The 15,361-nt window shown below is 55.2% G+C and carries 13 protein-coding genes; 12 read left to right on the forward strand and 1 reads right to left on the reverse strand.

From position 1 onward, the window contains the following. The first annotated feature begins 6 nt into the window (after positions 1–6). The 7 genes from amiB to hflC all read left to right on the forward strand — a co-directional run bounded on the left by amiB (position 7) and on the right by hflC (position 8,273). Positions 7–1,341, forward strand: coding sequence for an N-acetylmuramoyl-L-alanine amidase AmiB (amiB, locus tag M8013_RS11250; protein ID WP_271267889.1), 1,335 nt, complete (start codon positions 7–9; stop codon positions 1,339–1,341). A 9-nt stretch (positions 1,342–1,350) separates the two neighbouring features. After that, positions 1,351–3,198 (forward strand): DNA mismatch repair endonuclease MutL, encoded by a 1,848-nt coding sequence (gene mutL / locus M8013_RS11255; protein ID WP_271267890.1) that lies wholly within the window; start codon positions 1,351–1,353, stop codon positions 3,196–3,198. Next, complete coding sequence (gene miaA, locus M8013_RS11260; protein ID WP_271267891.1) at positions 3,191–4,141, forward strand: tRNA (adenosine(37)-N6)-dimethylallyltransferase MiaA; 951 nt, start codon at positions 3,191–3,193, stop codon at positions 4,139–4,141. The genes mutL and miaA overlap by 8 nt, the downstream gene beginning before the upstream one ends. A gap of 85 nt (positions 4,142–4,226) precedes the next feature. Next, entirely contained in the window at positions 4,227–4,538 is a 312-nt protein-coding gene (gene hfq, locus M8013_RS11265) for an RNA chaperone Hfq (RefSeq protein WP_006810391.1), read from the forward strand. Positions 4,539–4,613: 75 nt separating this feature from the next. Next, positions 4,614–5,894, forward strand: a complete 1,281-nt coding sequence (hflX, locus tag M8013_RS11270; protein ID WP_271267892.1) for a ribosome rescue GTPase HflX — start codon at positions 4,614–4,616, stop codon at positions 5,892–5,894. A gap of 115 nt (positions 5,895–6,009) precedes the next feature. After that, entirely contained in the window at positions 6,010–7,269 is a 1,260-nt protein-coding gene (gene hflK, locus M8013_RS11275) for an FtsH protease activity modulator HflK (protein WP_271267893.1), read from the forward strand. A gap of 2 nt (positions 7,270–7,271) precedes the next feature. After that, positions 7,272–8,273 carry a protease modulator HflC gene (gene hflC / locus M8013_RS11280; RefSeq protein WP_271267894.1) on the forward strand — a complete coding sequence of 334 codons (1,002 nt, stop codon included), beginning with the start codon at positions 7,272–7,274 and terminating at the stop codon, positions 8,271–8,273. Between the two features lie 67 nt (positions 8,274–8,340). On the opposite strand, the gene M8013_RS11285 is transcribed toward hflC, so the two are convergent. Further along, positions 8,341–8,631, reverse strand: coding sequence for a hypothetical protein (locus M8013_RS11285; RefSeq protein WP_271267895.1), 291 nt, complete (start codon positions 8,629–8,631; stop codon positions 8,341–8,343). A 357-nt stretch (positions 8,632–8,988) separates the two neighbouring features. On the opposite strand from M8013_RS11285, the gene purA reads away from it, so the two are divergent. The 5 genes from purA to cuyB all read left to right on the forward strand — a co-directional run bounded on the left by purA (position 8,989) and on the right by cuyB (position 15,341). After that, the gene (gene purA, locus M8013_RS11290) at positions 8,989–10,287 is read left to right on the forward strand and encodes an adenylosuccinate synthase (protein ID WP_271267896.1); all 1,299 of its coding nucleotides are present in this window, start codon (positions 8,989–8,991) and stop codon (positions 10,285–10,287) included. Between the two features lie 202 nt (positions 10,288–10,489). After that, the gene (nsrR, locus tag M8013_RS11295; protein ID WP_271267897.1) at positions 10,490–10,915 is read left to right on the forward strand and encodes a nitric oxide-sensing transcriptional repressor NsrR; all 426 of its coding nucleotides are present in this window, start codon (positions 10,490–10,492) and stop codon (positions 10,913–10,915) included. 38 nt (positions 10,916–10,953) lie between these two features. Further along, positions 10,954–13,419, forward strand: coding sequence for a ribonuclease R (gene rnr / locus M8013_RS11300; protein WP_271267898.1), 2,466 nt, complete (start codon positions 10,954–10,956; stop codon positions 13,417–13,419). A 217-nt stretch (positions 13,420–13,636) separates the two neighbouring features. Continuing rightward, positions 13,637–14,641, forward strand: coding sequence for a D-cysteate sulfo-lyase (gene cuyA / locus M8013_RS11305; protein WP_271267899.1), 1,005 nt, complete (start codon positions 13,637–13,639; stop codon positions 14,639–14,641). After that, the gene (gene cuyB / locus M8013_RS11310; RefSeq protein ID WP_271267900.1) at positions 14,634–15,341 is read left to right on the forward strand and encodes a cysteate racemase; all 708 of its coding nucleotides are present in this window, start codon (positions 14,634–14,636) and stop codon (positions 15,339–15,341) included. Before cuyA ends, cuyB begins: the two co-directional genes overlap by 8 nt. Positions 15,342–15,361: the final 20 nt, after the last annotated feature.

The following is a 15,361-nucleotide window of genomic DNA, read 5'->3' on the forward strand; positions in this document are numbered from 1 at the left end:
AACGGGATGATTAATCACGTTAAAAGTTGGTTGATAGCGGCAACGGTGCTGTTTTGCTCGCAGGCCGGGGCGGCAAGTTTGTCCGATATTCAGGTCTCCAACGGGGACAATCAGGCTCGCATCACCTTTAGCTTTATGGGCGATCCGGAATACGCGTTCTCACAGGACGATAAGCGCAGCGTGGCGCTGGATATCAAACAGACCGGCGTCATCAAGGGACTGCCGCTGCAGTTCAGCGGTAATAACCTGGTGCGCAGCATTCGCTCCGGCACGCCAAAAGACGGTCAGTCCCTGCGTCTGGTGGTCGACCTGACGCAAAACGGTAAAACCCGGGCGGTGAAGCAACAAAACGGCGCTAACTATATGGTTGTCTTTACCATTAATGCCGATGCCCCACCGCCGCCGCCTCCACCACCGGTGGTGGCAAAGCGGATAGAGGCACCGATTGTGACGCCACGTCCAAGCGAGCCGGCCCGTAACCCGTTTAAAACCGGCAGCGACCGAATTACCACCGTCACCAGCAGCAACACGGTGACGCGTCCGGCGGTTCAGGCGCGCGCGGCGAACGGCGAAAAAGTGATCATAGCCATCGACGCCGGACATGGTGGCGACGATCCTGGTGCGATCGGCCCGGGCGGCACGCGTGAGAAAAACGTGACCATCGCGATTGCCCGCAAGCTGCGGACATTGCTGAATGACGATCCGATGTTTAAAGGCGTCCTGACCCGCGACGGCGACTATTTCCTGTCCGTGATGGGCCGCTCTGACGTGGCACGCCAGCAGAATGCCAATTTCCTGGTCTCGGTACATGCTGATGCGGCTCCAAACCGTAACGCGACAGGGGCATCCGTATGGGTGCTTTCCAACCGTCGCGCCAACAGCGAAATGGCAAACTGGCTTGAGGAACATGAAAAGCAGTCCGAGCTGTTGGGTGGTGCGGGTGATGTACTGGCGAACAGTCAGTCCGACCCCTACCTGAGCCAGGCGGTACTGGATTTACAGTTCGGTCATTCTCAGCGCGTCGGGTATGATGTGGCGACTAACGTATTGAATCAGCTGCAAAGCGTAGGTTCCCTGCACAAGCGTCGCCCGGAACATGCCAGCCTTGGCGTACTGCGTTCGCCGGATATCCCGTCCATTCTGGTGGAAACGGGCTTTATCAGTAACAACGGTGAAGAGCGACTGTTGGGCAGCGACAGATATCAACAGCAGCTTGCCGAAGCGATCTACAAGGGTCTGCGTCAGTATTTTGATGCCCATCCGCTCCAGTCGGCACCGCAGGGTGGCGCGGGGCAGACCGCCAGCGCAGCGTTACCTGGCGAGACAACCTCGACCAACTAAGGAGATCACATGCCGATTCAGGTTCTGCCGCCGCAGCTTGCGAACCAAATCGCCGCCGGCGAAGTGGTAGAACGTCCTGCGTCGGTGGTGAAAGAGCTGGTGGAAAACAGTCTCGATGCGGGCGCCACCCGGATCGAGATTGATATTGAACGCGGCGGCGCGAAGCTTATCCGCATTCGTGACAACGGCTGCGGCATCAAAAAAGATGAACTGGCGCTGGCGCTGGCGCGTCACGCCACCAGTAAGATTGCCTCTCTTGACGATCTGGAAGCCATTATCAGCCTCGGATTTCGCGGCGAAGCGCTGGCCAGTATCAGTTCCGTCTCGCGCTTAACGCTCACCTCCCGTACCGCTGAACAGCCGGAAGCGTGGCAGGCTTACGCCGAAGGCCGGGACATGGACGTGACGGTCAAACCGGCTGCGCATCCGGTAGGCACCACCCTCGAAGTGCTGGATCTGTTTTACAACACGCCCGCGCGACGCAAGTTTATGCGCACCGAAAAAACCGAATTCGGACATATCGACGAGATTATTCGCCGCATCGCGCTGGCGCGCTTCGATGTCGCTATCAACCTGAGTCATAACGGTAAGGTAATGCGCCAGTACCGCGCTGTGGCGCAGGATGGGCAGAAAGAGCGTCGGCTGGGCGCCATCTGCGGTACTCCTTTTCTCGAGCAGGCGCTGGCGATTGAGTGGCAGCATGGCGATCTGGCCCTGCGCGGCTGGGTGGCCGATCCGAAAGTCAGCAGTGCTGCTTTTGCTGAGATTCAGTATTGCTACGTGAACGGGCGCATGATGCGCGATCGTCTGATCAATCATGCGATCCGTCAGGCCTGTGAAGACAAGCTGGGCGTCGGACAGCAGCCCGCCTTTGTGCTCTATCTGGAGATCGACCCGCATCAGGTTGATGTCAACGTGCATCCGGCCAAACATGAAGTGCGTTTTCATCAGTCGCGGCTGGTGCATGACTTCATCTACCAGGGCGTGCTGAGCGTACTGCAGCAGCAGGATGACCCCGCGTTGCCGTTGAGTGAAGAGAAAAGTCTGCCGCGTCCGATCCCGGAGAATCGCGTTGCCGCTGGGCGCAACCAGTTTGCGGAGCCGGCTGCCGCGCGTGAACCTTCTGCTCCGCGCTACGCGAGCGGTAGCGGTACCCCCCGGCCTGCGGGCGCTAACTATCCACATGCGCAGCCGGGCTATCAAAAGCAGCAGGGCGTGGCGTATCGCAAACTGCTGGATACTCCGACAACCGGGCATCGCGCGGAGGATGTCACTCCGGCAACGGAAACGCTGGCCGGTCATAGCCAAAGTTTTGGTCGAGTGTTGACGATAGTGGCACCGGATACAGCGCTGCTGGAGCGTGACGGCAGGCTGACACTGCTGTCTCTGCCGGTGGCTGAGCGCTGGTTAAAGCAGGCGCTCCTGACACCCGGCAGTAATCAGGCCTGTGCGCAGCCGCTGCTGATCCCGGTGCGGATAAAAATTACGCCGGAAGAAACGCAGATTTTACAGCGTAATCAGGCTTCACTTGCTGAAATGGGCATCGAAGTTGTGGTTGAGGCCCAGCACGTCACGCTTCGTGCGGTGCCTTTACCCTTACGCCAACAAAATTTACAAAACTTGATTCCTGAACTGATAGGCTACCTGGCGCAGCAAACGACGTTTGATGCCGCCGATACCGCGCAGTGGATCGCCCGCCATCTGGCCAGCGATCATCCTTCGTGGAACATGGCGCAGGCCATCACCGTGTTGGCAGAGGTCGAACGCCTTTGCCCGCAGCTGGTGAAAGCGCCGCCGGGTGGTTTATTACAACTTGTCGATTTACAAACGGCTAAGAACGCCCTGAAAAATGAGTGACATAAGCAATACCAGCCTGCCAAAGGCGATTTTTTTGATGGGGCCAACGGCCTCGGGTAAGACTGCATTAGCCGTTGAGCTACGTAAAGTTTTGCCAGTAGAGTTGATTAGCGTTGATTCCGCCCTTATTTATCAGGGGATGGATATCGGTACGGCAAAGCCAGACGCAGAAGAATTACGCGCGGCACCGCACCGGCTGTTGGATATTCTCGATCCGGCGCAGGCGTATTCGGCGGCAGATTTCCGCCGCGATGCGCTGGCGCAGATGTCAGAGATCACAGCCGCAGGCCGCATACCTCTTCTGGTTGGCGGAACAATGCTGTATTTCAAGGCGTTACTTGAAGGGTTATCGCCATTGCCCTCGGCGGACCCGGCGGTAAGAGCAAAGATTGAGCAACAGGCGGCAGAGCAGGGATGGGGCGCGCTGCATCAGCAACTGGCCGACGTCGATCCGGTTGCAGCAGCCCGGATTCATCCAAATGATCCGCAAAGGCTTTCCCGGGCACTGGAAGTTTTTTTCATTTCGGGTAAAACTTTAACGGAACTGACGCAAACGTCAGGAGAGGCTCTGCCGTATCAGGTGCATCAGTTCGCCATCGCCCCGGCGAGCCGTGAACTGCTCCATCAGCGAATTGAGCAGCGTTTTCATCAGATGTTGGCTTCAGGTTTTGAAGCAGAAGTGCGGGCGCTTTTTGCTCGCGGAGATTTGCATACGGATATGCCTTCCATTCGTTGTGTGGGTTATCGCCAGATGTGGTCTTACATTGACGGCGAGATTTCATATGATGAAATGGTTTATCGAGGTATTTGCGCCACGAGACAGTTGGCGAAGCGCCAGATAACCTGGTTGCGCGGTTGGGACGGAATTCATTGGTTAGACAGTGAAAAGCCACAGCAAGCGTTCAACGAAGTTTTACAGGTTGTGGGTGATATCGCAGACTGAATGTGTACAATTAAGCCGTATCGTGCGCAATTTTTCAGAATCGCAAGGTTCTAAGTACAAAACAAGCATATAAGGAAAAGATAGAATGGCTAAGGGGCAATCTTTACAAGATCCGTTCTTGAACGCACTGCGTCGTGAACGTGTTCCAGTTTCTATTTATTTGGTGAATGGTATTAAGCTGCAAGGTCAGATTGAGTCTTTCGATCAGTTCGTGATTCTGTTGAAAAACACGGTCAGCCAGATGGTCTACAAGCACGCGATCTCTACTGTTGTTCCGTCTCGCCCAGTATCCCATCACAGCAATAACGCTGGCGGCGGCACCGGTAGTAACTACCATCATGGCAGCAACGCGCAGGGTTCTTCTGCTCCTGCGCAGGACAGCGAAGAAACCGAATAAGGTTACGGGCTGTTTATCCACACGGGGAGCCAGGTTTCCTGCGTTCCCCGCTGATTTATTTTGAGGATTATACGCTTGTTTGACCGCTATGATGCCGGTGAACACGCGGTGCTGGTACACATCTATTTTACGCAAGACAAAAATATGGAAGACCTCCAGGAGTTTGAAGCTCTGGTCTCTTCCGCTGGCGTCGAAGCATTGCAGGTGATTACTGGTAGCCGTAAAGCACCGCACCCGAAGTATTTTGTTGGTGAAGGTAAAGCAGTAGAAATTGCGGAAGCCGTAAAAGCAACCGGTGCGTCAGTCGTGCTGTTTGATCATGCGCTCTCTCCTGCTCAGGAACGTAACCTTGAAGCCCTTTGCGAATGTCGTGTTATCGATCGCACGGGTTTGATATTAGATATTTTTGCTCAACGTGCCCGTACCCACGAGGGGAAACTGCAGGTTGAGCTGGCGCAGTTGCGCCATCTGGCGACGCGTCTGGTGCGCGGCTGGACTCACCTTGAAAGACAGAAAGGCGGGATTGGTTTGCGCGGTCCGGGTGAAACCCAGCTCGAAACCGACCGTCGTTTACTGCGTGGCCGTATAACTCAGATCCTCTCGCGGCTTGAAAAAGTTGAGAAACAGCGTGAGCAAGGACGTCGTTCCCGACAAAAAGCGGACATCCCAACGGTGTCGCTTGTCGGTTATACCAACGCCGGTAAATCCACCCTGTTTAACCAGATAACTGAGGCCCAGGTTTTTGCCGCAGACCAGCTGTTTGCGACCCTGGACCCGACACTGCGCCGCATTAACGTTGCGGACGTAGGCGAAACCGTGCTGGCGGATACCGTAGGGTTTATCCGTCATCTGCCGCACGATCTGGTGGCTGCATTTAAAGCCACCTTGCAGGAAACGCGTCAGGCGACGTTGCTGTTACACATTATTGATGCCGCCGACGTACGCGTGCAGGAAAATATCGACGCAGTGAATATCGTGCTGGAAGAGATAGACGCGCACGAGATCCCAACGCTGCTGGTGATGAACAAGATCGATATGCTGGATAACTTTGAGCCACGTATCGACAGGGATGAAGAGAACATACCGATTCGGGTCTGGCTTTCTGCCCAGACCGGTATCGGTGTACCACTGCTTTTCCAGGCTTTAACAGAACGACTTGCTGGTGAAGTGGCGCAGCACACACTGCGTCTACCGCCTCAGGAAGGCCGACTGCGCAGCCGATTTTATCAGCTTCAGGCGATAGAAAAAGAGTGGATGGAGGATGACGGCAGCGTGGGGTTGCAAGTCCGTATGCCAATCGTTGACTGGCGTCGCCTCTGTAAACAAGAACCTGCGCTGGTCGACTACATCGTCTGACCGGAAAGGAGAGCCTGAAGGTTTTTGCCCTTTGGGATACCCGAACGCGCTATGGATGCTCCGGCATGCCTGCGAAGGACGGTATATCACCGCATAACAAATATGGAGCACATACATGGCGTGGAATCAGCCCGGTAATAATAACGGACAAGACCGCGACCCGTGGGGGAGCAGCAATAATCAAGGCGGCAACTCCGGGGGAAATGGCAACAAAGGTGGTCGCGAGCAGGGGCCACCCGATCTGGATGATATCTTCCGCAAGCTAAGTAAAAAGCTGGGCGGACTTGGCGGTGGTAGAGGCACAGGCGGCAGTTCTGGCCAGGGGCCGCGTCCTCATATTGGTGGTCGCGTGGTGGGCATTGTGGCCGCCGCAGCGGTGATCATCTGGGCTGCAAGCGGGTTTTACACCATCAAAGAAGCAGAACGCGGTGTGGTAACCCGTTTTGGCAAATTCAGCCATCTGGTTGAGCCGGGCCTGAACTGGAAACCGACCTTCGTTGATAACGTGCAGGCCGTTAACGTTGAATCGGTGCGTGAACTGGCGGCGTCCGGCGTGATGCTGACGTCCGATGAGAACGTCGTCCGCGTTGAGATGAACGTGCAGTACCGTGTTACCGATCCGCAGCACTATCTGTTTAGCGTGACCAGCGCGGATGACAGTCTGCGTCAGGCGACCGACAGCGCGCTGCGCGGCGTGATCGGCAAATACACGATGGATCGTATTCTGACCGAAGGCCGTACCGTTATTCGTAGCGATACCCAGCGTGAGCTGGAAGAGACCATTCGCCCGTACAATATGGGTATCACCCTGCTGGACGTCAACTTCCAGGCTGCTCGTCCGCCGGAAGAGGTGAAAGCGGCGTTTGATGATGCGATTGCTGCCCGTGAAAACGAACAGCAGTACATCCGTGAAGCGGAAGCCTACATCAACGAAGTGCAGCCGCGTGCAAACGGTCAGGCACAGCGTATTCTTGAAGAAGCGCGCGCCTATAAGACCCAGACCATCCTCGAAGCTCAGGGTGAAGTGGCACGCTTTGCGAAGCTGCTTCCTGAATATAAAGCCGCACCGGAAATTACCCGTGAGCGTCTGTATATCGAGACCATGGAGAAAGTGCTGAGCCACACCCGTAAGGTGCTGGTGAATGACAGCAAAAATGGCAACCTGATGGTTCTGCCGCTGGATCAGATGCTGAAAGGCGGAAATTCGAGTGGAGCGAAGGGCGATAACAGCGGAGCAAACAATCTGTTGCGTTTGCCGCCAGCGTCGACCGGTAACGCCAGCAGCAGTTCCAGCTCTTCTTCAAACGATGGTGACATCATGGACCAACGCCGCGCCAACGCGCAGCGTAACGACAACCAGCGTCAGGGGGAATAACGATGCGTAAGTCAGTTATAGCGATTATCATCATCGTGCTGGTCGTGCTTTATACCTCTATTTTTGTTGTCAAAGAGGGCGAGCGCGGCATTACCCTGCGTTTTGGTAAAGTTTTGCGTGATAGCGAAAACAAGCCGCTGGTGTACGCACCGGGCCTGCACTTCAAAATCCCAATGATCGAATCGGTAAAAACGCTCGATGCCCGTATCCAGACCATGGATAACCAGGCCGACCGCTTCGTGACCAAAGAGAAGAAAGACCTGATCGTTGATTCTTACATCAAATGGCGTATCAGTGATTTCAGCCGCTACTATCTTGCTACCGGTGGCGGTGATGTTTCTCAGGCAGAAGTCCTGCTGAAACGTAAGTTCTCTGACCGTCTGCGTTCTGAAATTGGTCGCCTGGATGTCAAAGACATCGTAACCGACTCCCGCGGTCGCCTGACCCTGGAAGTTCGCGATGCGCTGAACTCCGGTTCTGCTGGCACGGAAGATGAAGTCTCTACACCAGCCGCTGATGATGCAATTGCTAAAGCCGCTGAGCGTGTTCAGACTGAAACCAACGGCAAAGTTCCGGTGATCAACCCGAACAGTATGGCGGCCTTAGGTATTGAAGTGGTTGATGTGCGTATCAAGCAGATTAACCTGCCAACCGAAGTGTCCGAAGCGATCTACAACCGTATGCGCGCCGAGCGTGAAGCGGTAGCCCGTCGCCATCGTTCACAGGGTCAGGAAGAAGCTGAGAAACTGCGCGCGACGGCGGACTATGAAGTCACCAAAACGCTGGCAGAATCTGAGCGTGAGGGTCGTATCCAGCGTGGTGAAGGCGATGCAGAAGCGGCGAAGCTCTTCGCTGACGCATTCAGCCAGGATCCTGATTTCTACGCCTTTATTCGTAGCCTGCGTGCGTACGAAAATAGCTTCCAGAGCAATCAGGATGTGATGGTCTTGAGCCCGGATAGCGACTTCTTCCGCTACATGAAATCACCGGCCGTTACGCGTTAATACGCGGTCTGGAATCAATAATGGCACCTCACTGAGGTGCCATTTTTTTTAAACATGAATGGCTGACTTAGTTGCCCAGCAGTTTATTAATAAAACCACCAAACATCGGTATGCTTGCCAATGAGCCTTCAATCGTAAAACCAATTACGGTGCCAATCATATTACCCACCTGAGAACCCAGGTTTGGCGCGATAGATTCAAGATTGATGGTACCGATTATCGGTAAATCAATCGTCAGCAAATTGCTGCTCAGAGTCCAGGCTGACGCGCCCATAGAACTGCCCAGAGAGGCCAAACCATCCTGCAGCCAACCCGCACCGTTTACGGATTCCATTTCAAATGCAGTTAATTCTTTCATGCTAATCATCCTAATTATGAGAAAAAATGCCTCTTCTGAGACACGGTGGAATACTGACAATTTTTATTGAAACCAGCAATGGAGGGGGGTGATGATTTTTTGTTCATCACCCGGAATCATATATATCGGCTTAGATGAAGTTGACGGCATGAGTATGAATTTTGCCTTGTGTTCAATCTTGCCACGCACTCAGGAGGTACCTGTTGTGATGGTTATCGCTTCGTCACACAAGATGTTGAGGTAATCGTTAAACTACGCATGAACGCGGCAAATTCGCCGAGATTTGTATACAAAAAAAGCTGAACATCATCAAAACCGATGGTAGAATCCATTTTTAAGCAACCGGTGGTTTTGAAAATGGGTAACAACGTCGTCGTGCTGGGCACCCAATGGGGTGACGAAGGTAAAGGGAAGATCGTCGATCTTCTGACTGAACGTGCTAAATTTGTTGTACGCTATCAGGGTGGTCATAACGCAGGCCATACTCTCGTAATCAACGGTGAAAAAACCGTCCTCCATCTGATTCCATCAGGCATTCTTCGTGACAATGTGACCAGCATCATCGGTAACGGTGTTGTGCTGTCACCTGCTGCGCTGATGAAAGAGATGAAAGGCCTGGAAGACCGTGGGATCCCGGTTCGTGAACGTCTGCTGCTCTCCGAAGCCTGCCCGCTGATCCTCGACTATCACGTCGCACTGGATCTGGCGCGTGAAAAAGCGCGCGGCGCGAAAGCGATCGGCACCACCGGTCGTGGCATTGGCCCGGCTTACGAAGATAAAGTTGCCCGTCGCGGTCTGCGCGTTGGCGACCTGTTCGACAAAGCTACCTTTGCTGAAAAACTGAAAGAAGTGATGGAATATCACAACTTCCAGCTGGTCAATTACTACAAAACTGACGCCGTGGATTACCAGAAAGTCCTGGACGACGTGATGGCGATTGCCGACATTCTGACCGGTATGGTTGTGGATGTGTCCGATCTGCTGGATCAGGCGCGCAAGCGTGGCGATTTCGTCATGTTTGAAGGTGCGCAGGGTACGCTGCTGGATATCGACCACGGTACCTATCCGTACGTCACCTCCTCTAACACCACCGCAGGTGGCGTGGCAACCGGCTCTGGCCTGGGCCCACGTTATGTGGATTACGTTCTGGGTATCATCAAAGCTTACTCCACTCGTGTGGGTGCGGGTCCGTTCCCGACTGAGCTGTTTGATGAAACCGGCGAGTTCCTGTGCAAGCAAGGTAACGAATTTGGCGCGACCACCGGTCGTCGTCGTCGTACCGGCTGGCTGGATGCGGTTGCAGTGCGTCGTGCAGTGCAGATCAACTCCCTTTCTGGCTTCTGCCTGACCAAGCTCGACGTGCTGGACGGCCTGAAAGAAGTGAAAATCTGCGTGGCTTACCGCATGCCTGATGGCCGCGAAGTCACCACCACGCCGCTGGCGGCTGATGACTGGCAGGGTATTGAGCCAATCTATGAAACCATGCCGGGCTGGTCTGAAACGACTTTCGGTGTGAAAGAGCACAGCGGTCTGCCGCAGGCAGCACTGGACTACATCAAGCGTATTGAAGAACTGACCGGCGTGCCAATTGATATTATCTCTACCGGCCCGGACCGTACTGAAACGATGATTCTGCGCGACCCGTTCGACGCATAATGATGGTTTTGCCCGGCGGCGCTTCGCCTGCCGGGTCAACAAACGCATTACAGGCCGGATATGCCACGCACATTCGGCTTTTTACCTCCTCATTTCATCCCTTCAGTTCAAATAAATTCGCCGTTAACTATCTGGCTGGTTTATCATCAGTAGTGAATATCTCCGCGGATATGCCGCGTTTTACCCTTTTCCTGAGGTTGATGTGCAGTTAACAAGTTTCACCGATTACGGATTACGAGCGTTGATTTACATGGCGTCGTTACCCGATGGACGAATGACCAGTATCTCTGAGGTGACAGAGGTGTACGGTGTTTCCCGTAATCATATGGTCAAAATAATCAACCAACTTAGCCGTGCCGGATACGTGACAGCCATCCGCGGGAAAAACGGCGGTATTCGCCTCGGTAAACCGGCGCAGAGTATTCGCGTTGGGGATGTGGTACGCGATCTGGAACCGTTGACGCTGGTGAATTGCAGCAGCGACTTCTGCCACATTACCCCCGCCTGTCGTCTGAAGCAGGCACTTTCTAAGGCCGTGCTCGGTTTTCTCAAGGAACTGGATAACTACACGCTGGCCGATTTGGTTGAAGAGAATCAACCGCTTTATAAATTATTGCTGGTGGAATGAAGCAAATTTCCACTGGAGCTGACAACGGAGGAACCGCTATGTCACAAGATCCTTTCCTGGAACGCGAAGCCGAAAAATACGCAAACCCTATCCCAAGCCGTGAGTTCATCCTCGATCACTTATCAAAACGTGAAAAACCCGCCAATCGTGATGAACTCGCCGTTGAACTGAATATTGAAGGCGAAGAGCAAATCGAAGGCCTTCGCCGTCGCCTGCGCGCGATGGAGCGCGACGGACAGTTAGTCTTTACCCGCCGCCAGTGCTACGCGCTGCCAGAACGTCTCGATCTGCTGAAAGGCATGGTTATCGGCCACCGTGATGGCTTCGGTTTCCTGCGCGTCGAAGGCCGCAAAGACGACCTGTATCTCTCGTCTGAACAGATGAAGATGTGCATTCACGGTGACCAGATCCTGGCCCAGCCGCTGGGTGCCGATCGTAAAGGCCGTCGTGAGGCGCGTGTTGTGCGCGTGCTGGTGCCAAAAACCAGCCAGATTGTCGGCCGCTACTTCACCGATGCCGGTGTTGGCTTTGTGGTGCCGGACGATAGCCGACTGAGCTTTGACATCCTGATCCCACCGGAAGAGGTGATGGGCGCGCGGATGGGCTTTGTCGTCGTCGTTGAGCTCAGCCAGCGTCCAACCCGCCGCACCAAAGCGGTCGGGAAAATCGTCGAAGTACTGGGCGATAATATGGGTACCAGTATGGCCGTTGATATGGCGCTGCGCACCCATGAAATCCCGTACGTCTGGCCAAAAGAGGTTGAAGAGCAGATTGCAGGGCTGAAAGAACAGGTGCCGGAATCGGCAAAAGTTGGCCGTGTTGATCTGCGTGACCTGCCGCTGGTCACCATTGATGGCGAAGATGCCCGCGACTTTGATGACGCGGTGTACTGCGAGAAAAAACGCGGCGGTGGCTGGCGCCTGTGGGTTGCCATTGCGGATGTGAGCTATTACGTGCGTACCCACACCCCGCTGGACGGTGAAGCGCGTAACCGTGGTACCTCGGTGTACTTCCCGTCGCAGGTCGTACCGATGCTGCCGGAAGTGCTCTCCAACGGCCTGTGCTCGCTGAACCCGCAGGTTGATCGTCTGTGTATGGTCTGTGAAATGACCATCTCCACCAAAGGGCGCTTAACCGGCTACAAATTCTATGAAGCGGTGATGAGTTCACATGCTCGCCTGACCTACACCAAAGTGTGGCATATGCTGCAGGGTGACCAGGAGCTGCGCGAACAGTATGCGCCGCTGGTGAAGCACGTCGAAGAGCTGCATAACCTCTATAAGGTGCTGGATCAAGCGCGCGAAGAGCGCGGCGGTATCTCATTTGAGAGTGAAGAAGCTAAGTTCATCTTCAACGCCGAGCGCCGCATCGAGCGTATCGAGCAGACGCAGCGTAACGATGCGCATAAGCTGATTGAAGAGTGCATGATCCTGGCGAACATCTCCGCCGCGCGTTTCGTTGAAAAAGCGAAAGAGCCGGCGCTGTTCCGTATTCATGATAAGCCGACCACCGAAGCCATCACCGCCTTCCGCACCGTACTGGCCGAGTTGGGCCTGGAGCTGCCGGGCGGCAACAAGCCGGAACCGCGTGACTACGCAGAACTGCTGGAATCCATTGGCGATCGTCCTGATGCAGAAATGCTGCAGACCATGCTGCTGCGCTCCATGAAGCAGGCGATTTACGATCCCGAGAACCGCGGTCACTTTGGTCTGGCGTTGCAGTCATATGCCCACTTTACCTCACCGATCCGTCGTTACCCGGACCTCTCCCTGCACCGTGCGATCAAGTATCTGCTGGCGCAGGAGCAGGGCCTGAAGGGCAACACCACCGAAACCGGTGGCTACCACTATTCGATGGAAGAGATGCTGCAGCTGGGCCAGCACTGTTCGATGGCCGAGCGCCGCGCGGATGAAGCGACGCGTGATGTCTCTGACTGGCTGAAGTGTGACTTCATGTTGGATCAGGTTGGCAACGTGTTTAAAGGTGTCATCGCCAGCGTCACCGGCTTTGGCTTCTTTGTTCGCCTTGATGAACTGTTTATCGATGGTCTGGTTCATGTTTCCTCGCTCGACAACGACTACTACCGCTACGATCAGGTTGGGCAACGTCTCACCGGCGAATCCAGCGGCCAGACTTACCGTCTGGGTGACCGCGTGGAAGTGAAGGTCGAAGCGGTGAACATGGACGAGCGCAAAATTGATTTCAGCCTGATCTCCAGTGAGCGTGCGCCACGCAACGTGGGTAAAACCGCGCGTGATAATGCGAAGAAAGGCGCGGCGGGCAAACCGGGTAAACGTCGTCAGACGGGTAAGAAGGTGAACTTCGAGCCGGACAGCGCTTTCCGCAGTGATAATGGCAAGCCAAAATCACCGAAACCGCCTAAAGCGAAGAAAGATCAAGGTGCGAAGAAAGAGCCAGCCGCGAAAAAACCGTCGGCAAAGACTCAAAAAATCGCCGCCGCAACCAAAGCGAAACGAGCCGCGAAAAAGAAAACTGCGGAATAATGTTTCCCCTCTGACCCCTTCCTGCCGGAAGGGGTTATTCTTTTTAGCCGTAAGTCATTCCAGAACAGAATAGATAATTCGTCACCTGCCTGATATTTCCTGCTTAGTTATTTTCCTGCAAACGTTATTAATTAATTTTGATTAGTCATCTCATCACGATGTGTATAGTGAATTTACGGTTTAAATAAATTCATTACCTGCTTTGCAAGGAGCATATATGCATCTGGCTCGTTTCCCTCGCGTCTCTCTCGGTCATTTCCCGACGCCACTTGAACCCCTGGAAAATATATCCCGTCTGTTAGGTGGGCCGAAAATATGGATTAAACGAGACGACGCAACCGGTCTGGCAACCGGGGGAAATAAAACCCGTAAACTCGAATTCCTGCTGGCGGATGCGCTGGCAAAAAAGGCGGATGTGATTATTACCCAGGGCGCAACGCAGTCAAACCACGTGCGCCAGACCATCGCCGGTGCCGCCCGTCTGGGGCTGCAGGCCAAAGCCCTGCTCGAAAAACGGGTGAGTGACTTTGGTGACGATTATCAGCATTCGGGCAACGTCCTGCTCGATAAAGTGCTGGGCGGTGAAATCGTGGCCCATCTTCCCGCCGGAACCGATATGCAGCAGGCGATGGAAGAGTACGCGGCAACCCTGCGCGAGCAGGGCCACAACCCGTATGTGATCCCCGGCGGTGGCTCCAACCCCATCGGTGCGCTGGGCTACGTGGCCTGTGCCGAAGAGTTGCTGTATCAGTCGTCCGAACGTCGCCTGCGCATCGACCACGTGGTTCACGCCACGGGCAGTACCGGGACGCAGGCGGGATTAGTGGCGGGCTTTACCGCCACCAACAGCCACGTGCCGGTGCTGGGCATTAGCGTGCGGGCACCGAAGGCGAAGCAGGAAGAGAACGTCTGGAATCTGGCCTCCCGCACGCTCGATTTACTCGGTGTGCCGGGTGAGCTGTCCCGCTACGCGGTGGTGGCAAACAGCGATTACGTGGGCGATGGCTACGGATTACCCACCGAAGGTACGCTTGAAGCGCTGTCGCTGCTGGCCCGCCACGAGGGCATTCTGCTCGACCCGGTCTATTCCGCAAAAGGCATGGCGGGGCTAATCGACCTGATTCGAAAAGGCCATTTCCGTCAGGATGAGAACGTGGTCTTTATCCATACCGGCGGCGCGGCCGGGCTTTTTGGCTACCGTCAGGTGCTGGAACATGTCTGAGCCGTTTTTGCTTGGGGTGCTGGGTGGGATGGGGCCGCTGGCGACGCTGGATTTTCAGCGCCGGCTGTTTGACGCCACCCCCGCCCAGCGCGATCAGCAGCAACTCCCTTCTGTGGTCTGGAACGTGCCGCAAATTGCGGACCGGCAGCAGGCGCTGGCGGGCACAGGCCCTTCACCGCTCCCGCAGTTAATTCAGGGGATTACCCGCCTTAACCAGGCCGGGGCGAGCCATATCGCCATTCCGTGCAACACCGCGCATCACTGGTACGACGCGCTGAGCGAGGCCAGTGAGGCACCCATTTTGCACATCGTGGATGCCACCCTTGCCGTGCTGAATCAGGAGGCGGTCAAGCCGCAGCGGGTGGGCATTATCGCCACTCACGGCACGCTTGCTGCAGGCTGGTATCAGCAAAAACTGGCTGCTCAGGACATCGAGATTATTGAGCCGACCGCGCAGGAGCTGGCGGAGTGGTTTGTGCCGGGCTGCTATGCGGTAAAGCGCGGGGCGCTGGAGGAAGGGGGCGCGCTGCTGGTCAGGCAGGCGCAGGCGCTGTTTGCCCGGGGAGCGCAGAAGCTGATTCTGGCCTGTACCGAAGTTCCGATTGCGCTCCAGGCGGCTAACGCACCGTTTTTACCCTTAACGTTCGATCCGGCCCAGGCGCTGGCGCAGCGATGTTCGCAATTATGGCAAGGCCATTAAACACCACAATTAAATCTTAT

It is taken from the genome of Silvania confinis, assembly GCF_025564085.1.
Taxonomy (GTDB): domain Bacteria; phylum Pseudomonadota; class Gammaproteobacteria; order Enterobacterales; family Enterobacteriaceae; genus Enterobacter; species Enterobacter confinis.